The following is a 24,041-nucleotide window of genomic DNA, read 5'->3' as shown; positions in this document are numbered from 1 at the left end:
ACGCATGTCAGTACTCCACTTCCTGGTCGCGCCGGCGGATCGTCGTGACCTCGTCACGCTGATTCCCGGTGGGGCCGTGATAGTTCAGCGCGAAGGACTGTTGCGCGTAGCCGCCGACCAGATGGGTCGGCTTGATCATGATGCGGGTCAGCGCGTTGTGGATACCGCCGCGCTTGCCGCGCGCGGCGCCGGCCGCGGCCGTGTCCTCGATCCGCGGCACGTCCACCGCCCGGTCCTGCGCGTGGTACATGAACACGGTGCCCTCGGGCATCCGGTGACTGACGATCGCGCGGGCCACCACGATGCCGTTGCGGTTGCGCGCCTCGATCCAATCATTGTCCGCCACACCGATCTTGGCGGCATCGCGTTCCGACATCCAGATCGCCTGCCCGCCCCGCGACAGCGTGAGCATGTGCAGGTTGTCCTGATACGCGGAGTGGATCGACCACTTCGAATGCGGTGTCAGATAGCGGACGGTGACCCCGTCCGCGCCGACCGCGCCCACACCCGGCTCCCGGAACAGCGCCGTCATGTCCAGCGGCGGCCGGAAGATCGGCAGTTGCTCACCGAGTTCGATCATCCAGTCGTGGTCGAGATAGAAGTGCTGACGTCCGGTGAGGGTATGCCACGGCTTGAGCCGTTCGGTGTTGATGGTGAACGGCGAATACCGCCGGCCGCCGGTCTCCGAACCGGACCATTCCGGTGAGGTGATCACCGGCACGGGCCGGGCCTGGGTGTCGGCGAACGTGATCCGCTTACCGGCGTGCTCCTCGGCCAGATCGGCGAGTTCGGTGCCGGTGCGCCGTTCCAGCGCGTGGAAGCCCTCGACCGCGAGCCGGCCGTTGGTGGTGCCGGACAGCGCCAGGATCGTCTCCGCCGCGTGCACATCCTTGGCCAGCGACGGACGGCCCTGCGCCACACCGGAGATCACCGCGCCGTTGACGCCCTTCAGATATTCGACCTCGGCCTCCGGCCGGGTGGTGACACCCTTGGTGGTGAGTCCCAGCGTCTCCACCAGCGGCCCGAGCGCGGCCATCCGCTCCGCCACCCGGGGGTAGTCCCGTTCCACCACCACCAGTTTCGGCATGGTGACGCCCGGAATCGGTTCGCACTCACCGGCTTTCCAGTCCCGGACCCGGCCGCCGGCCTGGGCCAGGGCGTCCGGGGTGTCGTGTTGCAGCGGCACCGCGACCAGATCCCGGCGCACCCCGAGATGTTTCTCGGCCAGCCAGGAGAATCCGCGCGCGATCCGGTGGAACGCCTCGAAATCGGTCTTGGCCTCCCACGGCGGCGAGATGGCGGGGGAGAAGGCGTGCACGAACGGATGCATATCGGTCGAGGACAGGTCGTGCTTCTCGTACCAGGTGGCCGCCGGGAGCACGATATCGGAGAACAGCGTGGTCGAGGTCATCCGGAAGTCCAGCGACAGCAGCAGATCCAGCTTCCCGGTGGCCGCCTGTTCCCGCCACACCAGTTCCTGCGGCCGCACGCCGGCCGCGTCGGTGGTCTGCAGGTTGGAATCCGCGCCGAGCAGATGCCGATGGAAGTACTCGTTACCCTTGCCGGAGGAGCCGAGCAGGTTGGCCCGCCAGACCGTCAGGCAGCGCGGAAAGTTCTCCGGCGCATCGGGATCCTCGCAGGCGAACCGCAGCGAACCGGACTTCAGCCCCGCGACGACATGGTCCTGCGGCGAACTGCCGGCCGCCTCCGCCTCGTCCACCAGATCCAGCGGATTGCGGTCGAAGGTGGGATAACTCGGCATCCAGCCCAGCCGCGAGGCCAGCGCGATGTTGTCGGCGGCCGTGCGCCCGGCGAACCGGCCCGAACCCAGCGGAGAGGCGAAGGCGTCGGCGGTGAACGGATCGTAGCGCCACTGATCGTTGGCCAGATACCAGAACACCGTGCCCTGCATCTGGCGCGGCGGCCGCTGCCAGTCCAGCCCGAAAGCCAGTGTCGCCCAGCCGGTCACCGGACGGCACTTCTCCTGGCCGACGTAATGCGCCCAGCCGCCGCCGTTCACGCCCTGACAGCCGGTCAGCAGCGTCAGTGTGAAGAAGGAGCGGTAGATCTGGTCGGAGTGGAACCAGTGGTTGGTGCCCGCACCCATCAGGATCATCGACCGGCCGCCGGAACGTTCGGCGTTGTCGGCGAATTCGCGCGCGATGCGGGCGGCCTGGATCGCCGGTACCCCGGTGATGCCCTCCTGCCAGGCGGGGGTGTTCGGTTCGGTCGCGTCGTCGTATCCGGTGGGCCAGTGCCCCGGCAGCCCCGGCCGCGCCACCCCGTACTGGGCCAGCAGCAGATCGAAGACGGTCGTCACCCGCCGGCCCGCCACGACGGTGGTCGGCACGCCGCGGGTGCAGATCCGCGCGCCGTCCCCCTCGAAGCGGGGGAACTGCACGGCCACAGCGTCGTCGGTGCGGCCGTGCAGCGTCAGCAGGGGAGAGACGTCGCCCAGATCCAGGTTCCAGCGGCCCGTGCCCGATCCGGTGAAGCGATCGCCGAGGGATCCGTTGGGCACGAAGGGATTTCCGTCGTCGTCGAGCAGCACGGTGCGGAACTCGTCGCCCTCGCCGGTGCGGCCGAGATCGGCGGCGGTCACGAACTTCCCGGGCCGCCAGGTGCGGCCCTGATATTCGCCGTCGGCGGTCCAGCCACCCTCGGCCTCGTCGAGCGCGACGAGGAACGGCAGATCGGTGTAGCGCGTGACGTAGTCGGTGAACCGCGGGGTGTCCCGATCGACGAAGAACTCCTTCAGGATCACGTGCCCCATCGACATCGCCAGTGCCGCATCGGTTCCCGGCCGAGCCGGCACCCATTCGTCGGCGAACTTGGTGTTGTCGGCGTAGTCGGGGGAGACGACGACCACCTTCTGCCCGCGATAGCGCGCCTCGGTCATGTAGTGCGCGTCCGGCGTCCGGGTGACCGGCACGTTGGAACCCCACATGATCAGATATCCGGCGTCGAACCAGTCGGCCGACTCCGGTACGTCGGTCTGGTCGCCGAACACCTGCGGGGAGGCCACCGGCAGGTCGGCGTACCAGTCGTAGAACGACAGCATCGAGCCGCCCAGCAGCGAGATGAACCGCGCGCCGACGGCGTGCGAGACCATCGACATCGCCGGGATCGGCGAGAATCCGGCGATCCGGTCCGGTCCGTACCGTTTGATCGTGTGGACGTGCGCGGCCGCCGCGATCTCGGCGGCCTCCCACCACTCCGCCCGCACGAATCCGCCCCGGCCGCGGGCCGACTTGTACCTGCGCGCCCGCTCCGGATCCTCGACGATCGCCGCCCAGGCGTCCACCGGATCCTTGTGCCGCGCCTTCGCCTCCCGATACATCTCCAGCAGCACCCCGCGCACATACGGATACCGAACGCGCGCAGGCGAATACGTGTACCAGGAGAACGAGGCGCCACGCGGGCAGCCGCGCGGCTCGTACTCCGGCTTGTCGGCCCCCACCGACGGATAGTCGGTCTGCTGCGACTCCCAGGTGATCACGCCGTCCTTGACGTAGATCTTCCAGGAACACGACCCGGTGCAGTTCACCCCGTGGGTCGAGCGCACCACCTTGTCGTGCGCCCACCGGTGCCGATAGAACTCGTCGGCCTCGCGCCCGCCCACCTTGTGCACGGTCCGCAGATCCGCCGACACCTCGCCGCGCTGGAAGTACCGGCCCAGGCGCAACAGCGCGTCGCCGGCATTTCCGGCGGGCCGATCCGCTGCGGAATCGGGTGCCGAACCCCACGTATCCGAAATAACCACGACACCCCCAACGGGCGAGAGACAGGCTGCTGATCCCGACTGTAGGGAGCCGTCCACGCGCCGCAAAACATTCGCCTCACACCCCCGAAACCGGAGAAGTGCGTTGTGAGTTCGGGGAAACCTCCCGGTCACTGCGCGATTGCCGCGTAATATCACCGACCTGGGTCCGACCTGGGCGGATACTCTCCGGACCCCGAAATTCCGAGGACCGGAGAGCCCGCCGACCGCATATCGGTGAAGCTTTGGAAACCGCCGCTTCTCGGCTGATTAACAAATGTTTACATTCGGCGAGTGACCGAGGCCGGTCCGCACGGACTCGATCGGACCGATGATCGCCGAGCCCGAAGCACCCGCGGAAAGCGTTCGCCGATCGATTGCCGGTGTCGCGGCGTAGCTCAGCGACGCGCCTACTCGCCGACGAGTTCGGCCTCGGTCTCGAGCGCGCGTACGGTCGCGGCCGGAACCCCCTGCGGCCCCGGCGTGTACACCACCGCGCGCAGATCACCGGTGTAGCGGAACGGCCCACGCTGCTCCCGCAGCTCCCAGGCCACCGGCCCGCGTGCGTCGACGCCGACGGAGATGCCGGTCCACGGCGACATGCCGACCAACTGCACCCGATCCGGCAGCTCGGCCACCACCGCGCTGTCGATCGCGACGGTGAAATCCCAGCGCAGCTTCGGCCGCACGGCCGCCGCGAGCGCGATCCGTGCGGCGCCGGCCGGAATCGGCGCGGAAGCCTCGGTGTAGCGACCATAGCCGTTGTAGCCGAACACGATTCGCCCGTCCGCTACATACAGCAGATATCCGCCCTGCGGATCGCCGTGGGCCACGAGTACCCCCTCGTCACCGGCGGCGTACCCACCCAACTCCACCGTGACCGTGAAATCCCGGTACGCGATCAACTGCTGCGACCGGTAGCGCTCCAGTGTCGGCGTGCCCGCCAGGATGCGCAGCGGCCGCGACCAGCGTGCCTCCTCCGGCCGCCGCCGGGCCAGGTCCCGCCGGGTGATCAGCGGGAATACGGTGTTGCGCCAGCCCGCCTCGTCCCACGCGGCGGCCAGTTCCGTCACCCGCTCCGGGAATTGCGCCGCGAGGTCGTGCAGTTCGGTCGGATCGCTGCGCACATCGAACAGCTGCCACTGCGGATCGTCGACATCGCGCCGCGGATCCTGTAGTGCCAGCAGCTTCCACCCGTCCCGGTAGAACCCGCGATGCCCGGTGATCTCCGAGTACTGCTCGACATGTCGCGAGCGGGCCGCCGCATCGCGCAGTACGCCGGTCGCGGGCACCCCGTCGAATTCCTTGGCGGGCAACCCGTTCCGCACGCCGGGCCGCTCCAGCCCGGCCAGCTCCAGCAGGGTCGGTGCGAGATCGGTGACGTACACGTACTGGTCGCGAAGCGTGTTCTCCGGCAACCCCTTCGGCCAGGAGATCACGAACGGCACCCGGACACCCCCGGCGAAGGTCTGCCCCTTGTAGAACCGGAACGGCGTGTTCGACGCCTGACCCCAGCCGCGCGGATAGTGCACACCGAGGCGCGCGGTGCCGATCAGATCCACGTCGTGCGGCACGTCACCGACCCAGTCCGGATCGTCGACGTGCGCGAATTCCGCCAGGTAGCTACGGGTTCCGACCGGCCCGCCCTCCGCGGTGCCGCCGTTGTCGGAGGTGAACACCACGATCGTGTTCTCCAGCTCGCCGAGCTGTTCGACGGTGTCCAGCAACCGGCCGAGACTCTGATCGATGTTGTCGACGATCGCCGCGTACACCTCCATGTAGCGCGCGAACCGCTGCTGCTCCTCGGCGCTGAGCGAATCCCATTCCTGCGCTTCGTATCCCGGCTCGGTGTTGCGCGGCTTCTGCTCGGTGCCGGGCGGGAACAGGCCCGCGGCCAGCTGCGCGGCGAATCGGCTGCGCCGCAACTCGTCCCAGCCCGCCGCGTACCGGCCGCGATACTTGGCCAGGTCCACGTCCTTGGCCTGCAACGGCCCGTGGATCGCCACGTGCGCGAAGTACAGGAAGAACGGCTTGTCCGCGTCGTGCGCGCGCAGATCCTTCAGATACGAGATCGCCGTATCGGTGAGATCGTCGGTGACGTAATACCCTTCGGGATACTCGTCGACATCGACCGCGGAACTGTCGGAGATCAGCTGGTTCGGGTGGAAATACGAGTTGAACCCCTCCAACGACCCGTAGTACCGGTCGAATCCGCGCTGCGTCGGCCACGAGTCCCGGTGCGCCCCCGGATGCAGGTGGCGTCGCGCACCAGATGCCACTTGCCGACGGCATAGGTGGCATATCCGTTGTGCCGCAAGATCTCCGGCAGGGTCAGCACATCGTCGGCCAGCTCCAGCCGCAGCCCCGGATAGCCCGGATCGGCATTGGCGACGAAGCCGAAACCCGCTCGATGCGAATTGATCCCGGTCAGCAGCGCCGCGCGCGAGGGCGAGCACAGCGGGGTGGTGTGATAGTTCGTGAGCCGAATCCCGTTCGCCGCCAAGCGATTCAACGTCGGCGTCTCGATCTCGGAGCCGAACGGGCCGATATCGCTGTATCCCAGGTCGTCGACCAGGACGACGATGATGTTGGGAGCGCCGGCGGGTGCGGCCGGCGGATAGGTCCATTCCGGGGTGGAGTCGGCCGTGGTCCGGCCGATCGCTCCGGTGAACTGTTCGTAGCCGCGGGCGTGGTCAGGTAGGGGCATGGGGGCAGCCAAGCATCGCGGGCCACCGGTGAACCAGTGTTCCGCTCACCGTGTACACAATTGACTACACACTTTCGCAAGGGTTTCGTGCACGCTGCGATTAACCAGTGACCTGCGACCTCGCGCGTCGCTACCGTTCCCGATCATGCACACGAGTCGACCCAGCGCGCGCACCGCCGGTTCCGCGCCGGAACCGGAGTGCTGCTGTTGCACCGCATGCGAGTGATCCGCACCGTCGGGGTGCGCACTCGCTCGTCAGTGCCGTAATCCACGGCCGGCCACCGCAACCGCGAGCATCCCGGTTGACGACGTGAAACCGGCCCGTATCGCGAGGAATCCAGGATGAATTCGACCCCCGGCGCGCTCGGCCGCCGTTCCTTTCTGCGCACCGCGAGCATCGTCGCGCTCGCGACCGCGGGCGGCGGTCTGCTGGCGGCCTGCAGTTCGGCCGTCGGCGAGCAGAAATCGCAGGGGGGTGACAATGCCGCGCCGGTCAAGGGCGGGACGCTCAGCATCGCCACCATCAGTGATGTGGTCCCGGGCAACTTCTTCACCAACACCTCCGGCGCGGTTCTGATCATCGGCCTGGTGTACGAATCGCTGATCCGCTACCCGCACGACAAGGTGCAACCGGGTCCGCTGCTGGCCGAGTCGTGGACCGCCGGCGCCGACGGCAGATCGCTGACGCTGCAACTGCGCGACGACGTCACCTTCCACAGCGGCCGGCCGTTCACCGCCGCCGACGCCGAATTCTCGTTGCGCACCTACGCGGATCCGAAATGGTCCGGTCAGCTGAAGAGCACCGCCGCCGCGATCACGAGTTACGACTCCAGCGATCCGCATCGGCTGGTGCTCCGGTTCGACCATGCGCTCGGCAACATCTTCGATCTGCTCGACACCGTGCCGATCATCGACAAGGAGAGCATCGACGCCTTCGCCACCGGCGACAAATACATCGGCACCGGCCCGTTCCGGCTCACCGAGCGCACGCCGAACACCCGGATCGTGTTCGAGAAGAACAGCAGATACTGGGTGCCGGACCGGCCCTATCTGGACCGGGTCGAGGCGCAGATCGTCGGCGATTCCCAGGCGCAGCTGAACGCGCTGAAGTCCGGCCGGGTGCTGCTCGCCGACGCGGTCAGCTATCGCGACAACGAGAACATCGGCAAGACAACGGGTTTCAAATCCGTCAACTACGAGGGCGCGGAACTGCAACTGTACGTGGGCGCCAACGTCACCAATCCGGCGCTCGCCGACGTGCGGCTGCGCCAGGCCGTCGCCTACGCGCTGGACCGGGACCGGATCGTCTCGGAGGTGTTGCGCGGCGGTGGATATCCGCTGAACCTGCCGTGGCCGAAGACCTCGCCGGCCTTCGACCCGGCCCGCAACAGCAGGTACACCCGCGATGTCGCGAAGGCGAAAGCGCTACTGGCACAACTCGGTCCGATCCCGAAACTGCCGCTGACCTACAACACCCTGTCGCCGTTCTACCAGTCGACCGCGCAGATCGTGCAGGCGAACCTGGCCGAGGTGGGCATCGAGACCACCCTGGACCCGCAGGAGAACGCCACCTTCGTGAAGAACCTGATCGGCGCGAACTTCCCCGGCCTGTGGGTCACCGACCACTCCTGGGCGCAGTTCGTCCCGTCCACGCTCACCGTCAGCGCCTATCCGTTCAACGCCCGGAAGAACGCCTCGCACTACGACTCTCCGGCGTACGTGGCCGCCGCCGACGCGGCCTGGCAGACCACCGACGGCACGAACAGCCGAGCGGTGCAGGCGTATCAGGCGCTGTCCGACCAGTTGCTCGAGGGCCTGTTCCTGATCGAGATCGGCGTCCGCTACCAGCAGGCGGCCACCGCGGCGAAGGTGCACGGCCTGGACTGGACCAAGCGGCGCGAGACCCTCTACACCGGGGTGTATCTGTCGTGATCCGATATCTGTTGCGCCGCTTGCCATCTCTGCTGATCGTGCTGTTCGCGGCCTCGGTGCTGATCTTCCTGGTGCTGCGGCTGGTGCCCGGCGATCCGGCGCACATCCTGGCCGGTGGCGACGCCACGCCCGACACCGTCGCCGCCATCCGGCATCAGCTGGGCCTGGACCGGTCGATCCCGGCGCAGTACGTCACCTGGCTGGGCGACATCTTCACCTGGCAGCTCGGCCGCTCCTACATCATCGGCGGACAGATCACCGATCTGGTCGGCGCGGCCTTCGGCAACACCCTGGTCCTGGCGCTGGCGGCGCTGCTGCTGGCGATCGTGGCCGCGGTGCTGCTGGCGACGGCCACGGTGCTGTGGCCCAGTCGCTGGCTGACCGCGTTCGCGACGGCGCTGAACACGGTGGCGATCGCGGTGCCGACCTTCGTCACCAGCGTGCTGCTGGTGCTGGTGTTCGCGGTGGTGATTCCGGTCCTGCCCGCGGGCGGCGTGCCGCCGGACGGCTTCATCGCGCGTCCCGATATCGCGGTGCAGTATCTGATCCTGCCCGCGGTGTGCCTGTCGCTGCCGGTGTTCGCGGCGCTCACCCGCTTCCTCACCGAGGCGCTGCGCACCGAACTGGGCAGACAGTATGTGCTCACCGCGCGGTCGCTGGGAATTCCGCACCGGCAGATCGTGATTCGCGGCGCGCTGCGCAATGCCGCGCCGGCCGCGCTGACCGCGCTCGGCGTGCAGACCGGCCAACTGCTCGGCGGCGCGGTGCTGGTCGAGGCCACCTTCGCCTGGCCGGGCATCGGCCAGCTGATCCAGCAGGGCATCAGCCGCCGCGACTATCCGGTGGTGCAGGTGCTGTTGCTGCTGTCGGTCGTGATCTTCGTGGTGATCCAGCTGATCACCGACCTGGTGCACGCCTGGCTGGATCCGCGCATCCGGATCGGCGGACCGGCATGAGTACGTCGCCGGCGGTCACCGAAACCGAAGCGCGGCGCCCGCATCCGCTGCTGCGAGCGTTCCGCGGCGGGCAGGGCCTGGCCGGGCTGCTGCTGGTGCTGATCATCGCCGCCGCGGGCCTGTTCGCCGATCTGCTCACCGGTTACGCTCCGCTGGTTCAGATTCCGGGTGCGAATCTGCTCGGCCCGAGCGCCTCGCACTGGTTCGGCACCGACCATCTCAACCGGGACGTGTTCTCCCGTGCGCTGCACGGCATGCGGGTCGATCTGCTCATCGTGTTCGTCGCGGTGCCGATCGGAGCGGTGATCGGGTCCCTGGTGGGGCTGCTGGCCACCACGAACGCCGCCGCGGATGTGGTGGCGCAGCGCGTCTTCGACGTGATCCTGGCCTTCCCCACGCTGATCTTCGCGATCGCGCTGGCCGCGGTCATCGGGCCCGGCACCGAGGCGGTCGTGATCGTGATCATCGCCGCGGAGATCCCGGGCTTCGGTCGGCAGATCCGCACGGCGGTCCTGCGGGTCCGCGAGCAGCCGTATGTCGAGGCCGCCGCTGTGATCGGCGCCGGAACCTGGTGGACGCTGCGAAAACATGTGCTGCCCAACGTGTTCGAGCCGCTGATCGTGCAGTTCGCGTTGTCGCTGTCGCTGGGTGTGTTCGTCGAGAGTGCGATGAGCTTCATCGGTATCGGGGTGCGGCCGCCGCAGCCCTCGCTGGGATCGATCATCGCCGAGTCGATTCCGAATCTGGACGCCAATCCCGCGTTCGCCGTCGGCCCGCTGGTGCTGGTGGCCGGACTGACGCTCGGCTTCCTGTTGATCGCCCAGGCCCTGGGCCGGGCCCGGCGGACGGGGTGACCACCGTGACCGTCCCCAGTACCGTCCTTTCGCCGACCGGAACGGAGCCCGTCGTGACCAGTGTGCCCGCCCCCACCCAGGATGCGCCGGTCCTCGACATCCGGGAGCTGTCGGTGCGTTTCGGCGCGCGGACCGTCGTGGACCGGGTGGCGCTACAGGTGCGTCGCGGCGAGGTCGTGGCCCTGGTGGGGGAGTCGGGCTCCGGCAAGTCACTGACCGCCCGGTCGGTGGTCGGCCTGCTGCCCGACGGAGCGCGCGCCGAGGGCTCGATCCGGCTGGCCGGCGTCGAAACCGTCGGCGCCGCCGAGGAACACCTGCGCGAGTTGCGCGGCACCCGGGCGGCCATGGTGTTCCAGGAACCGCAGACCGCGCTGAATCCGGTGCAGAAGATCGGCACCCAGCTGGCGCAGGCGCTGCGCGCGCACGGCCGGATCGGCCGGGCCGCGGCCCGCGTCCGCGCGATCGAATTGCTGCGGCAGGTGGACATTCCGGAGCCGGAGCGCCGGGTGGACTGGTATCCGCATCAGCTGTCCGGCGGCCAGCGGCAGCGGGTCGTGATCGCACTGGCGCTGTCCGGTGCACCCGATCTGCTGATCGCCGACGAGCCGACCACCGCACTCGACGTCACCGTCCAGGCCGAGATCCTGGATCTGCTGCGTAACCTGCAGCGCCGCAACGGGACCGCGATCCTGTTCATCACCCACAACCTGGGTGTGGTGGCCGAGATCGCGGATCGGGTGGTGGTGCTGCGCGACGGCCGGGTGATCGAAACCCAGCCGGTCCGCGAACTTTTCGCCACACCGCGCGAGGACTACACCCGCGGGCTGCTGGCCGCCGTACCGCGCCTGCCGGACTCCGCCGAGATCGCCGCCGCCCCGGCCGAATCGGCCGCCACGCCACCGCCGGTGCTGGAGATCGACTCGCTGAGCGTCGTCTACCGCGGCCGGGGCCGCGCGTTCCGGGCCCTGCACGAGGTGTCGCTGACGGTGGCGCCGCGCGAGGTGCTCGGCCTGGTCGGCGAATCCGGTTCGGGCAAGAGCACACTCGGCCGGGTGGCGCTGGGCCTGGTGCGGGCGGCGGCGGGCCGGGTGGTGTTGCAGGGCACCGAACTCACCGGCCTGCCGGGCCGGGAGCTGCGCGGCCTGCGCCGCAATGTGGCTCTGGTGCACCAGGATCCGGCCGCCTCGCTGGATCCGCGGCGCACCGTGGCGGAGTCGATCGGCGAACCGCTACAGGTCCATCGGGTCGCGAGCGGCTCGCTGCTGCGCGCCAAGGTGGGCGACCTGCTCGAGTCGGTACGGCTGCCGCGCGACTACGCCGGGCGGCTGCCCGCCGAACTGTCCGGCGGGCAGCGTCAGCGCGTCGCCCTGGCCCGCGCGCTGGCGCTCACCCCACGATTGCTGGTCGCCGACGAGCCCACCAGCGCGCTGGACGTCTCGATCCAGGCGCAGGTGCTGGACCTGTTCGCCGACCTGCGCGCCGAATACGGCTTCTCGTGCCTGTTCATCAGTCACGACCTGGCCGTGGTGCATCGCGTCGCCGACCGGGTGGTCGTCCTGCAGGGCGGCTCGGTGGTCGAAACCGGTACGGCCACCCAGGTTTTCGTCGCGCCACGGGCGGAGTACACGCGCCGGCTGGTCGCGGCGGTCCCGATCCCGGATCCCGCCGCACGGGATTGCGCCGCACCGCTGGCCGCCGGCGCCTAGCCCTGCCCGAGCTTGGTCAGCGGAGTCATGTCGAAGTAGTCCCGCCACGCCGCGATCCGGCCGTCGCGCACCTCGAAACTGCCCATGACCGGCAGTTCGATCGTGGAACCGTTGATGGTGAACTTGTCGGTGCGCTCGTTGAGCACGGCATCACCGATCTCGGCCTGCCGGTGCACATCGAAGTGGATGTTGCCGAACGCGCCGATGAAGCCCCGCAGGAACTCCAGGATGGCCGGCTTGCCGACCAGCGGTTCCATCGGGATGTTGTGGTAGACGGCGTCCTCGGTGAAGTATTCGGCGATGGATTCCGGTGTGCCGGTACGCCATTCGGCGCAAAAGGTGGTGACGAGCTCGCCCGCGGTGGTCATGACAGCCTCCAATTCTGAAACGTGTTACACAATGCCGGGTGGGTGACCGGACCGCAAGGGCCCGCGGTCAGGAGGGCAGCGGGAGGAATTCCACCAGTGCGTCGTCGGTGGCCCCCGGCGGCACGACGACCAGGCCGTCGCGGTCCAGCAGCCCGGCCAGATGGTTGGTCCGGACCCCGGGGTCGGCGATCCAGCCGCCCTCGGGAACGGCCCGCGCGGTGGTGATGCGGGTGGCCGAGTCCGCGACGGCTCCGGCGTTGCGCAGCGGCCCGACGATCGGCCGGGTCGAGGCGGCGCCGGTCAGGCCCGCGACCACCGCGGGCGCCAGGACCAGCAGGGTCGCCACCGCCGCGAACGGATTGCCCGGCAGGCCGAGAATCGCCGCGCCGGAAGGTATTTCGGCGACCACGCTGGAGCCGCCGGGGCGCAGTCGCACCCGGTGCACCAGCGTCCGCGCGGCGGCCCGGTCCAGGGCGTCGCGCAGCTGATCGGCCGCGCCGCCGCCGGTCGCGCCGACCACCACCAGCAGATCGCAGTCGTCACCGGCGGTCAGCACCTCGTCGAAGCCGGTGGCGGTGTCGCGCAGATGTACCCGATCCACCACGGTGATCCCGCAGCGCGCCAGCAGCTCCGGCAGCACGGGCCCGATCGAGTCGCGCGTCTGGCCCGCCCGCAGCGGCCCGTCGCTGCGAATCTCGTCGCCGGTCATCACGATTCGCGCGCGTACCGGGCCGCGGACCAGCGCCGTCGCGACCTCGGCGCTCGCGGCCACGGAGATCAGCGCCGCCGACACCACCGTGCCCGCGGGGGCGACCACGTCACCGGCGTCCCAGTCCTCGCCGCGACGGCGGCGGTCGTCGCGAATCGGCATGTCCGGCAAGCGATTCAGCTCGGACGCGGCGACGCGGACGAATTCGTCGCGCAGGACCGCGGTCGCGCCGTCGGGCACGTGCGCGCCGGTGGCGATCCGCACCGCCTCACCGGCGCGCAGCCCGGCCGGGCGGGCCCCACCGGCGAAGCCGATATCGTGACGCACCTGCCAGGGCCCGTCGCCGGACACCGCGTAGCCGTCCATCGCGGAGACGTCGAAGCGGGGCAGCGCGTCCGCGGCCACCAGCGAGCGGGCCAGCGCCGCGCCCGCGGCGGTACGTAATCCGGATTCACGCACGGGTAATCGGGTGAGCTTGCGGCGCAGCATGTTCCGCGCCTCGTCCAGTGACAGCGGGGCGCTGCGCGCGCGGGCCCGGCGCACATCGTCGGCGGTATCGCAGTCGGCGACCCCGGCCAGCGGCAGCAGCGCCGTACGCGGCGGCACCAGCGCCTTCATCGGCTGGTTCATCAGCGACGGCAGCGCGGCCACCGCGGCCGTGAGGACCGTCCGCCGCCACACGCCGACGAGGTATTGCGGGCGGCCGGTCTCGTCGGCGGCGAACACCGCGTCGGCGCCGGACCGGTCCAGATGTTCGATCAGCTCGCCGACGGCCGCGCCGGTCAGGAAGGGCATATCGGCCGCCAGCGCCACCACCACCTCGGCATCGCCGGGCGCCGCGAGACCCGCGGCGATCGCCGCCACCGGACCCGCCCCGGCCGGCACCTCCTGTACCTGCCGGATCTCCGCCGGCAGATCCGGCCGGTACGGGCCCACCACCACCGTGTGCCGGCAGCCCGCCGTCGCGGCGACGGCGGCCTCCAGCATGGATCGTCCCCCGACCACGATGCCGGGCTTGTCCACCCCGCCCATGCGGGTGGCGCGGCCGCCGGCCAGAACGATCGCGTCGGCGGTCGTCACGAACTCTCCCCCGGCAGCGTGATCATGTCTATCGATGGTAGTTCGGGGCCGGTGCCACGGCGCGGCCCGCGCCGATCAGGGCCGCAACAGGCAGAACTCGTTGGTGTCGGGATCGGCCAGTACCAGCGGCGGGCCGGTCTCCGGGCGCGGCACCGCGCCGGCCGCGCGCAACCGGGCCACCTCCGCGGCCGGATCGTCGTGTGCGAAGTGCATCAGATCCAGATGCAACCGGCCGGGTGCGGCGGCGGTGTCGGCGCTGTGGAGGAATTCCAGCCACGGTCCCATCCCGGTGGCCGACCGGATACCGGTGTACCGGGCCTCGTCCAGCGCGACCGGCCAGCCGGCGGCCTGCGACCAGAACCGCGCCAGGCGGCCCGGATCGGGGGAGCCGACGACGATCGCGGCGATGGCGCCGGTGTCCACATACTGTTCCCGCGGTTCCAGGACACAGAATTCGTTGCCCTCGGGGTCGGCAAGGACCTCCCACGGCACGTCGCGCTGGCCGATATCGATCCGCCGCGCGCCCAGTGCCAGCGCCCGATCCACTTGCAGCCGTTGATGATCCAGGGAACGGCTGGCGATATCGAGATGCAGCCGGTTGCGCCCGGACTTCGGCGCCGGCGCGGGCAGGAAACTCAGCGCCACGTCGGGGCCGTCCGGATCGGGGGCAGCCACGTCGACCGCGCCGGCCCGGTCGGCCGTCACGAGCCAGCCCAGCAGGTCGGCCCAGAATCGGGCCGCGATCCTGGGCCTCGTCACCTCGAACACCACGCATGCCAGACGGGTGGACATACCCCCACGGTAGTCAACCGGCGCCACCCGTGGGGCGGGTTCGGTGATCCGGCGCGTGTCGCGGGTCAGCTTGCGCCGGGACCGGTTTCGAAGCGGTGCCGGGCCGCGGCCAGATCCACCCGGTCGTCGGTGATCGGGCAGCCCTCCTCGGCCAGCCGGCGCAGTTGCCGATGCGCCAGATGCGGCGCCGGCCGGCCATCGGCCCGCAGCACCCGATGCCAGGGCAGATCGGCGGAATCGGTGCGCATGATCCAGCCGACCGTGCGCGGCGTCGACAGTCCCGCCATCGCCGCGATATCGCCGTAGGTGGCGACCCGGCCCGGTGGGATCGCCGCGACCAGTTCCCGGACCCGCTCGATCTCGGCGTCGGAGGTCGCCACGGCTACAGCGCCGACCGCAGCACCGCGGCCGTCTCCGCCGGACGGGCCTGCGCCACCATGTGATCGCAGTCGAATTCGTGCACCGTGAGCCGGTCGCCGAGGTGCGCGCCGAGCGCGGCGCGGAACTGCGGCGTCACGATCTGCGCCTTCATCGCCTGCACCAGCACCGTCGGCACCTCCGCGGGCGGCAGCACGATCCCGCGGGCCAGCTGACCCCAGTACGAGACGATCGCGGGCAGATGTACCCGCCACTGCACCCGGCCGTCGGCCGCGGGCACCAGATGTTCGGCCAGTTCGGCCGTGAGCAGGGCGGTGTCGACGTCGGCCCAGGCGGTCTCCAGTTTGTCCAGCCGGGCCTCTTCGACATCTGCGTAGTCCGGCCGGGCCAGGGTCGCCCGCGCGATGTGATCGATCAGGTCCGCGGGCATCCCGACCGCCGGATCCAGCAGCACCAGCCCCCGCACCAGATCCGGATATCGCGCGGCCAGCCGGATGGCCACCGTACCGCCGAAGGAATGCCCCACCACCAGCGCGGGCCGACCGTCCAGCACCGCGGCCACATCAGCCACCACGGTCTCGAAGGTCCACGGCGGCAACGAGATCGAGCGGCCGTGCCCCCGCAGATCCGGCGCGAGCATCCGCACCTCGGGCAGATATTCGGTGGCCAGCGGCTGCCAGCGCCGGCCGTGCCCGGTCAGCCCGTGCAGAGCGAGGACGAGGGGGCCGCCGACGGGCCCGTACCGATACACGTGGAGATCGCTCACCGCCTCATTGTGCCGGTAGGCCCGTTGCCGTGCCCTCCGGCCTCGGCCACGGCCCGCCGTCCCCGGGGCCGCGCCGGCCGATCGCTGCGGACGATGCCGCGACACGCTGAGGCGTCCGCCGGAGCGGGACAGCGGGCCGTCCCGGCGCCGACTTCGTCCCGCGGCGATTCGCGGAGAAAGCGCGCAGATCACACCCTGGCCGAAATACTGTGCGGGCGGCCACTTTCCGATACTCCGGGTCCGTACCCGCGCGCCGCCGATATCCAGGAGTTTTTCCGGATCCGGCCCCGGTGACGCCGATCACGGAACGGATATATCGCGGGTCACGATCACAGTTTGCTGCGGTACCGGCAATTTCTGTCGGGGCGACATGTTGAAATCGTGCGCGTGGTGCGATCGGATTACTCGGTGCGTTTGGTGCGGCGCAGCGAAACGGCACCCCACTCCCGGGAGTGGGGCGCTGATGTCCGTCCGCTGTTCGACCACAGTGCCGCCGAACCGGGCTGGCGGCCCTGGCAGGTGCTCGGCGCACCCGGCACCGGCAAGACATCGCTGCTGGTCGACCTGGCCGCCCAGCGCATCGCCGGCGGCGCCGATCCGGAATCGGTGCTGGTGCTCACCCATGCCAAACAGGCCGCGCTGCGCGTCCGCACCGCACTCACCCGGCAGCTGGGTGAGGTGCCGGGCGCGGTGCGCGAACCACTGGTCCGCACCGTGCACTCCTACGCCTTCGCGATCCTGCGCGGGCACGCCGCCACCCACGGCAATCCACCGCCACGCCTGCTGACCGGCACCGAACAGGATGTGGTGCTGCGCGAGATGCTGCGCGGCGAACTGCTGGACATCGCCGCCGGCGCCGAGGACCTCTGGCCGCAACGACTGCATCCGGCGCTGGGCACCACCGGTTTCGCCGAACAGCTGCGCGATCTGATGCTGCGCGCCACCGAACGCGGCCTCGGCCCGGAGGATCTGATCGATCTCGGCCACCGCCACGACCGCCCCGAATGGTCCGCGGCCGGCCGCTTCGCCGAGCGCTACGAACAGGCGATGCTGCTGCGCTGGTCGGTCGGCCTGGACGCCCCCGAGGCGAGCGCCCCGGCCCTGGACGCCGCCGAACTGGTCGGCGCCGCCCTCGACGCCCTGATCCAGGACCCGGACCTGCTCGCCGCCGAACGCGGCCGCATCCACTGCCTGCTCGTCGACGACGCCCAGCATCTGGACCCGCTCGCCGCTCAGCTGGTGCGCGCGATCGGTGCCGGGCCCGCCACCACCGTCGTCGCGGGCGATCCAGACCAATCGGTGTTCACCTTCCGCGGCTCCGATGTCCGCTTCCTCCTCGACCCGGACGCCCCCACCGACCGCCGCCTCGTACTTCCCGACACCCGGCGCAGCGCCCCCGACGTCCGGGCCGCCGTCGCCCGGATCACCGCCCGGCTCCCCGGCGCCGGCCCCCATCGCCTGGACCTGCGCCGGGTACCGCCGGACCGGGACCCGTCGCGACGCGAAACACGTTCGGAGACAACCGGCGACAGCGTGTGGCCCGGCGATTCGTCGGCGGGGGAACAGCTACCGCCACGCGACGCCCTCGACGCGTCCCCCGGAGAGGTACGGGTGCAGGTGCTCACCACGCCCGCGAAGGAGGCGGCCCTCATTGCCGATCATCTTCGCCGGGCGCACCTCACCGACGGTGTGCCGTGGTCGGAGATGGCCGTCCTGGTGCGCTCGGTCCCGCTGTCGCTGGCCCCGCTGCGCCGGGCCCTGCTCGCCGCCGGAGTGCCGGTGCTGCAACCGAAACCGGATGTCCCCCTGGCCCGTCGGCGCGGCGCGGGCTGGCTGCTGCTCACCCTCCGTGCCCTGCTGGCCGCCGAAGAGGCCGAGCGCCACCCCGGCCGAACCCCGAAGTTCACCGAGGAGGACGCCCTCGATCTCCTGTCCGGTCCGCTCGGTGGCGCCGATCAGATCAGCCTCCGTCGGCTCCGCCGCGGCATCCGCCGCACCCTGGTCGAACGTGGCAATCGCCGTGGCGGAGAACAGGATCCGCGAACCGCCGACCACACCGGTGATTGGGACGGTACCGAGTCGACCGCACCGAATGTGCCCGGCCGCCAGGACGATACGGGCTCGATCGCCGATATCACCGGGCCGGATGCCGCCGGGGAGCAGGCCGGAGCGGCGGATCCGGATACCGCCGCGGTTGTGCCGGAAACCGTTGTGATCCGGTCGGATACGGCGGGTGCCGGGCAATCTCACGCTGGCGAATTCGACGCGCGTGATCCGGACGGCCGATCCGCCGATCCGGAGACCGAAGATGCTGTCCCGCAGCGCATCCGGCGCGGTGACCCGGCCTCGGGCAGCCGGATCGACGACGACTTCGATCCGCTGGCAGGCGATTTCGACGCACCGCCGGATGTGGACCGTTCGTCGGCGGAAGTGTTGCGGGATCTGATGATCGGGGTGGGGGACACCACGGTGCTGGACCGGCTCACCGAGGTGGAGGCGGCGCCGCTGCGGCGGGTGCTGAAGGCGGTGCGGCGCGGGCAACGGGCCCGGGAGCGCGGCGCCGGACTCGAGGATGTGCTGTGGGCCGTGTGGACGGCCTCGCAGTTGGAACAGCGCTGGGTCCGGCAGTCCGCGCGCGGCGGCGCGGCCGGTATGCAGGCCGACCGGGATCTCGATGCCGTCGTCGGGCTGTTCGACGCGGCGGCCGCCCATGTCGATCGGCTGCCGCACGCCACCATCGAAGGTTTCGTGGATTATCTGCAACAGCAGGAGATTCCGCAGGATTCGGCGCCGCTGACCGATCCCGGTGCGGCCGTCGCGGTGCTGAGCGCGCACGCCGCCGTCGGCCGCGAATGGGAGGTGGTGGTCGTCGCCGGTGTGCAGGAAGGGATCTGGCCGAATCTGCGTCCGCGCGGCACCCTGCTCGGCGTCGAGGATCTGGTGGATCTGCTTGCGGGAGTGGTGGATTCCGGCGAGCGGGTGAGCCGGGCCGCGCCGATCCTGGCCGAGGAGCGGCGGCTGCTGCTGGTCGCCTGCAGCCGCGCGCGCCGGTCGCTGCTGGTGACGGCCGTCGAATCCGTCACCGGTGAAAGGGATCTCGTGCCGTCCCGGTTCCTCGCCGAACTCGATCCCGATGCCGCCCCGGGTGAGCCGGGCCGGGTGCCACCACCGGTCGATCCGGGCCGCGCACTGGTGTTGCAGGCACTGATCGCCGAATTACGTGGCGTGGCTTGCGATTCCGACGAGGTGTCGCAGCGCCGGGAGCGTGCCGCGCGGCAACTGGCCCGACTCGCCCGCGCGGGGGTGCGGGGCGCGCATCCGGATCATTGGTACGGCACCGCGGAACTCAGTTCGCAACTGCCGCTGTGGGGTGACGACGAGGGCCCGGTCTCGCTGTCCCCGTCCACCGTGGAGTTGTTGCAGACCTGCCCGCTGCGCTGGGCGCTGGAACGCCACGGCGGCGGCGACGCGGACAATCCGCACGCGGTCAAGGGCAATCTGGTGCACACCCTGGTGCAGGCGCTGGCCGGCCAGGTCACCGAGGCGCAGGTGAAGGCGGCGCTGGTGCGCGCCTGGAAGGCCGTCGACCCGACCTCCGGCGATACCGGTCCGCACAGCTGGCACTCCCGGCTGGAGCTGCGCCGCACCGAATCCATGCTGGACACCTTCCTGGACTGGCTGCGCAACACCCGCCACGAACTCACCCTGATGGGCGTCGAGGTGCCGGTGGACCTGGTGCTGCCCGCGCTCGATCCGGACCACCACCCGGTGCGGATCCGCGGCCGGGTCGACCGGGTCGAACGGGATACGCTGGGCCGCTTCGTGATCGTGGACGTCAAGACCGCCAAGACCCCGATCTCCAAACAGGCCGCCGAGGACCACGCCCAGCTGGCGACCTACCAGGTCGCCGCCGCGGCGGGCGGCCTCGACGAGGGCCCCGCCGAGGCCGAGCCCGGCGGCGCGCGCCTGCTCTACGTCGCGAAGCCCAGCACCCGCGAGGGCGCCACCCAGCGCATGCAACCGCCGCTGGACCCCGAGGCGCTCGATCGCTGGCGCACCACCATCCACGAGGCCGCGGAGGCCACCCGCGGCCCCAGCTATCTGGCCATGCGCAACGACGGCTGCCGGCACTGCACCGTGGCCGGCAGCTGTCCGGTGCAGGACGCCGGGCGGCAGGTGACCGATTCGTGAGTGACCACGGCGAACGATCCGGTCGGCGCCGCATCACCCCTCGTCAGCTGGCCGATGCCCTCGGCCTGCCGCCGCCGACCGATGAACAGGCCGCCGTGATCGCCGCGCCACCCGGTCCGACCCTCGTGGTCGCGGGCGCCGGCGCGGGCAAGACCGAGACGATGGCCGCCCGGGTGGTGTGGATGGTGGCCAACGGCATCGTCGTGCCGGATCAGGTGCTCGGCCTCACCTTCACCCGGAAAGCCGCGCAGCAGTTGACCACTCGCATCCGCACCCGGCTGTCGAGGCTGGCCGGCGCGCCCCTGCTGCGCGACATCGATCCCGACGGCAGGCTCCGCTCCCTGCTGACCGGCTCCGAACCGGAGATCAGCACCTACCACTCCTACGCCGGCCGCCTGCTGTCCGAACACGGCCTGCTGATGCCGGTGGAACCGTCCTCGACGCTGCTCACCGAAACCCAGCTGTGGCAACTCGCGCATCGGGTCGTCACCACCTGGGACGGCGACCTCGACACCGACCGCACCCCGGTCTCGGTCACCGAGGCGGTGCTCGCGTTGTCGGGTCAGCTGGCCGAACATCTGGTGGAACCGCAGCAACTCGTCGAGGCGCACGCCGAACTCGAGAAACTCGTCCTCACCCTGCCGAGGGGCCCCCGCCAGCGCGGCGGCCCCAGCAAGGAACTGATGAACATCCTCGAGGCGCAACACGAGCGAGTGGCCCTGCTGCCCTTGGTACAACGCCTCACCGAGGAGTTACGCCGCCGTGGCGCACTGGATTTCGGCTCCCAGATGTCACTGGCCGCCCGCCTGGCCGCCGAACACCAGGAGGTCGGCCACGCCGAACGCACCCGCTTCCGCCTGGTCCTGCTCGACGAATACCAGGACACCGGCCACGCCCAGCGCATCCTGCTCGCCGCCCTGTTCGGCGACCTCGACGCCGCCCGCGGCCCCGACCCCGCCACCCCACCACCCCTCGATGCCCCCGCTCCAGCCGACGATGCGACACCCGGAACCACCCCACCCGCCGACACCACGGCCACCACCGGCCCGGCCGGTGACCCGGCGGCCGTCACAGCTTCGGCTGGTGGTGCCTCGCCCATCATTGGCGCCACCGATGCTGCGGGGGCCGACACCGCCTCGGCCGGAGATCCGGGTGGGATCGTCGTCCGGGTCGGCGATACCGTCACTGCCCCAGCCGGATTCGCCGAAGCCGATGAGGCACGACACCGGCTGGCGGTGACCGCGGTCGGCGATCCGATGCAGTCGATCTACGGCTGGCGCGGTGCGTCGGCGGCCAACCTGCCACGCTTCACCACCGATTTCCCCACCGCGCCGGGGGTTCCCGCGCCGATCCTGCCGCTGCTGACCAGCTGGCGCAATCCGCCGGAGGCGCTGGACCTGGCGAATCTGGTGGCGGATCCGCTGCGCGACAGCGGGGTCGCGGTGGACGCGCTGCGGCCCAGGCCCGATGCGACACCGGGTATCGTCGCTCTAGCGCTGACCGAAACCGTTGCGGAGGAACGGGATTGGGTGGCCGAACGGATCGCCGCCGAATGGGAGTCGCACGCCGACGCCGGACTGCCGCCCCCGACCTCGGCAGTGCTGGTGCGCCGCAACGCCGATGCCACCTCCTTGGCAGAGGCCCTGCGCGAGCGCGGCCTGCCGGTGGAGATCGTCGGCCTCGGCGGCCTGCTCGCCACCCCGGAGGTGGCCGACGTGGTCGCCACCCTGCGCCTGATCGCCGATCCCGGCGCCGGTGGCGCGGCGATGCGCGTACTCACCGGCGCTCGCTGGCGGATCGGCGTCACCGATCTGGCCGCGCTCGCCGGGCGTGCCCGGGAACTGTCCATCCGCAGGCCCGCGGAACAGGCCGCCACCATCGCCGACCCCACCGCCCTCGCCGAGGCGCTGCGCGCGGTCGCCCCGGAGCCGGCCGAACAGGCGGGCCTCGCCGACGCGATCGCCGATCCCGGTCCGCCGGAACACTATTCGGAATCCGGCCACGAGCGGATCGCCGCCCTCGGCCGGGAACTGGCGGCCCTGCGGGAGCGCAGCGGCCAGTCCCTGCCGGAACTGGTCGCCGATGTCGAGCGCACCATCGGCGTCGGGGTGGAGACCCAGGCCCGCCGCGCGGCGGCCGGTGGCGGCGCGGGCCGCGAACATCTGGACGCCTTCGCCGAGGTGGTCGCCGGATACGCCGGTGACCATCGCGCCAACCTGCCCGGCCTGCTGGCCTTCCTCACCGCCGCCGAGGAGGTCGAGAACGGTTTGGAGCCCGGCGAGGTCGAGGTCGCCCGCGACCGTGTGCAGGTGCTCACCGTGCACGCCGCCAAGGGCCTGGAATGGGAGGTGGTGGCGGTGCCGCACGTGGCGCGCGGCGTCTTCCCGTCCGGCAACGCGGCCGCCACCTGGCTCGGCGCGCTGGCCGAACTGCCGACCGCACTGCGCGGCGACCGGCAACGCGATCCGGACGGCCCCGACGCCGCGGCGCGCGAGGGTGTCCCCGTCCTCGACCTGGAGAATCTGTACGACCGTACCGATCTGCAACGCGCGCTCGACCAGCACAAGGACGCCCTGCATCGGCGTCGCGTCGACGAGGAACGCCGCCTGTTCTACGTCGCCCTCACCAGAACCGAACGCGCCCTGTTCGTTTCCGCGCACCACTGGGCCGAGACCGGCGCCACGCCGAAGGGCCCCTCGGACTTCCTGCTGGAGCTGAAGCACGCCACCGAGGTCCCCGGTTCCCCGTCCGCGGCCGCCGTCCGCGTCGACCTCTGGTCCGACCCGCCCGCCGCCGACGCGGTCAACCCCTTCACCGACAATCCGGCCAGCGCCGCCTGGCCCCGCGACCCGCTCGGAAAGCGCCGCGCCGCAGTCGAATCCGGCGCGGCCCTGGTCCGCGCGGCCCTGACCGGATCCGTCGCCCCCGAGCCCGCCGCGGCGTCACCACCGGCCCCCACCGCGCCGCCGACGGATCGGCCCCGGCAACTCGACCTGTTCGCCGACCTGGAACCCGACACCCCCGCCGCCGCGAATCCCGTTCCGCCGGAACCGGATCCCGCGGGGCACCGCTTCCTGGACGACATCGCGGACGTCGACGACGACCCCGACGGCTGGGCCACCGACGTCGACGCGCTGCTGGCCGAACATCTCGCCGCCGCGTCGGGGGAGACGGAAGTGGAACTGCCCGCCCAACTTCCGGCGACCGCCCTGGTGGAGATGCGGGACGATCCGGCGAAACTGGCCGCGCGCCTGCGCCGTCCGCTGCCGTATCCGCCGAGTCCGTTCGCGCGCCGCGGCACCGCGTTCCACGCCTGGTTGCAACAGTGGTTCGGCGCGACCCAGCTGATGGATCTCGACGCGCTGCCCGGCGCCGCCGACGGCGACGGCGCCGACGCGGAACTGGTACGCCTGCAGGAGGCGTTCCTGTCCTCCGACTGGGCCGACCGCAATCCGGTGGAGGTCGAGATCGCGTTCGAGACCTCGATCGCCGGAACCCTGTTGCGCGGCCGGATGGACGCGGTGTTCGCCGAATCCGGCGGCCGCTGGCTGGTGGTGGACTGGAAGACCGGCAGCGAGCCCACCCGCGCCGAGGAAGCCGCGGTCGCGATGCAGCTCGCGGTCTATCGCCTGGCGTGGGCACGGCTGATGTCCGCCCGCACCGGCGCCCCCGAAGCCGAACTGCTCACCCGCATCGGCGCGGCCTTCCACTACGTCCGGACCGGTCGCACCATCGCCCCGCGCCACCTGCCCGGACCGGAGGAACTGGCCCGCCTCATCGAGAGCTCCGCCCCGAGCTGGGCCGCCGCGCCGGACGACGAATCGGATTGAGCCGCGGCACAA

At 70.9% G+C, this 24,041-nt stretch carries 12 protein-coding genes and 1 pseudogene; 6 read left to right on the top strand and 7 right to left on the bottom strand.

Features of this window, described 5'->3' with window-relative positions:
- Nucleotides 1-7: 7 nt before the first annotated feature.
- Both G361_RS0130165 and G361_RS45440 read right to left on the bottom strand, forming a co-directional pair.
- Nucleotides 8-3,763, bottom strand: a complete 3,756-nt coding sequence (locus G361_RS0130165; protein WP_036495602.1) for a nitrate reductase subunit alpha — start codon at nucleotides 3,761-3,763, stop codon at nucleotides 8-10.
- Nucleotides 3,764-4,170: 407 nt separating this feature from the next.
- Nucleotides 4,171-6,467, bottom strand: a pseudogene (locus G361_RS45440) (arylsulfatase).
- A gap of 342 nt (nucleotides 6,468-6,809) precedes the next feature.
- Between G361_RS45440 and G361_RS0130155 the strand changes: the two are divergent.
- The 4 genes from G361_RS0130155 to G361_RS0130140 are packed head-to-tail and all read left to right on the top strand — an operon-like array spanning nucleotide 6,810 to nucleotide 11,915.
- The gene (locus G361_RS0130155) at nucleotides 6,810-8,399 is read left to right on the top strand and encodes an ABC transporter substrate-binding protein (protein ID WP_019930870.1); all 1,590 of its coding nucleotides are present in this window, start codon (nucleotides 6,810-6,812) and stop codon (nucleotides 8,397-8,399) included.
- Nucleotides 8,396-9,355: an ABC transporter permease gene (locus G361_RS0130150; protein ID WP_019930869.1), complete on the top strand. Its 960-nt coding sequence runs from the start codon at nucleotides 8,396-8,398 to the stop codon at nucleotides 9,353-9,355. The genes G361_RS0130155 and G361_RS0130150 overlap by 4 nt, the downstream gene beginning before the upstream one ends.
- Complete coding sequence (locus tag G361_RS0130145) at nucleotides 9,352-10,209, top strand: ABC transporter permease (protein ID WP_019930868.1); 858 nt, start codon at nucleotides 9,352-9,354, stop codon at nucleotides 10,207-10,209. The genes G361_RS0130150 and G361_RS0130145 overlap by 4 nt, the downstream gene beginning before the upstream one ends.
- Nucleotides 10,210-10,262: 53 nt before the next feature.
- The gene (locus G361_RS0130140) at nucleotides 10,263-11,915 is read left to right on the top strand and encodes an ABC transporter ATP-binding protein (RefSeq protein WP_231387123.1); all 1,653 of its coding nucleotides are present in this window, start codon (nucleotides 10,263-10,265) and stop codon (nucleotides 11,913-11,915) included.
- Here the strand turns inward: G361_RS0130140 and G361_RS0130135 are convergent.
- From G361_RS0130135 to G361_RS0130115, 5 genes are all read right to left on the bottom strand, one after another.
- Complete coding sequence (locus G361_RS0130135; RefSeq protein ID WP_019930866.1) at nucleotides 11,912-12,283, bottom strand: limonene-1,2-epoxide hydrolase family protein; 372 nt, start codon at nucleotides 12,281-12,283, stop codon at nucleotides 11,912-11,914. The genes G361_RS0130140 and G361_RS0130135 overlap by 4 nt on opposite strands.
- A gap of 67 nt (nucleotides 12,284-12,350) precedes the next feature.
- The gene (locus G361_RS0130130) at nucleotides 12,351-14,072 is read right to left on the bottom strand and encodes an NTP transferase domain-containing protein (RefSeq protein ID WP_019930865.1); all 1,722 of its coding nucleotides are present in this window, start codon (nucleotides 14,070-14,072) and stop codon (nucleotides 12,351-12,353) included.
- A 75-nt stretch (nucleotides 14,073-14,147) separates the two neighbouring features.
- The gene (locus tag G361_RS0130125) at nucleotides 14,148-14,864 is read right to left on the bottom strand and encodes a VOC family protein (RefSeq protein WP_019930864.1); all 717 of its coding nucleotides are present in this window, start codon (nucleotides 14,862-14,864) and stop codon (nucleotides 14,148-14,150) included.
- 65 nt (nucleotides 14,865-14,929) lie between these two features.
- A complete protein-coding gene (locus tag G361_RS0130120; protein ID WP_019930863.1) occupies nucleotides 14,930-15,244 on the bottom strand; it encodes an MGMT family protein in 315 nt (104 codons plus the stop codon).
- A gap of 2 nt (nucleotides 15,245-15,246) precedes the next feature.
- Nucleotides 15,247-16,008, bottom strand: a complete 762-nt coding sequence (locus G361_RS0130115) for an alpha/beta fold hydrolase (protein WP_019930862.1) — start codon at nucleotides 16,006-16,008, stop codon at nucleotides 15,247-15,249.
- A gap of 417 nt (nucleotides 16,009-16,425) precedes the next feature.
- Here G361_RS0130115 and G361_RS0130110 point away from each other — a divergent pair, with 417 nt between their 5' ends.
- Nucleotides 16,426-20,199, top strand: a complete 3,774-nt coding sequence (locus tag G361_RS0130110) for an ATP-dependent DNA helicase (RefSeq protein ID WP_155981910.1) — start codon at nucleotides 16,426-16,428, stop codon at nucleotides 20,197-20,199.
- The gene (locus tag G361_RS0130105; RefSeq protein ID WP_019930860.1) at nucleotides 20,196-24,029 is read left to right on the top strand and encodes an ATP-dependent DNA helicase; all 3,834 of its coding nucleotides are present in this window, start codon (nucleotides 20,196-20,198) and stop codon (nucleotides 24,027-24,029) included. Before G361_RS0130110 ends, G361_RS0130105 begins: the two co-directional genes overlap by 4 nt.
- The last annotated feature ends 12 nt before the right edge of the window (nucleotides 24,030-24,041 follow it).

The sequence above is a fragment of the Nocardia sp. BMG111209 genome (assembly GCF_000381925.1).
GTDB lineage: Bacteria > Actinomycetota > Actinomycetes > Mycobacteriales > Mycobacteriaceae > Nocardia.
The sequence above is the reverse complement of the archived record's forward strand: the minus strand, read 5'-3'. Positions and strand labels throughout refer to the sequence as shown.

Excerpts from the sequence above, each read along its gene's own strand:
- G361_RS0130155 (WP_019930870.1), top strand. The coding sequence starts at position 6,810 with ATGAATTCGACCCCCGGCGCGCTCGGCCGCCGTTCCTTTCTGCGCACC.
- G361_RS0130145 (WP_019930868.1), top strand. The coding sequence starts at position 9,352 with ATGAGTACGTCGCCGGCGGTCACCGAAACCGAAGCGCGGCGCCCGCAT.
- G361_RS0130135 (WP_019930866.1), bottom strand. The coding sequence starts at position 12,283 with ATGACCACCGCGGGCGAGCTCGTCACCACCTTTTGCGCCGAATGGCGT.
- G361_RS0130125 (WP_019930864.1), bottom strand. The coding sequence starts at position 14,864 with ATGTCCACCCGTCTGGCATGCGTGGTGTTCGAGGTGACGAGGCCCAGG.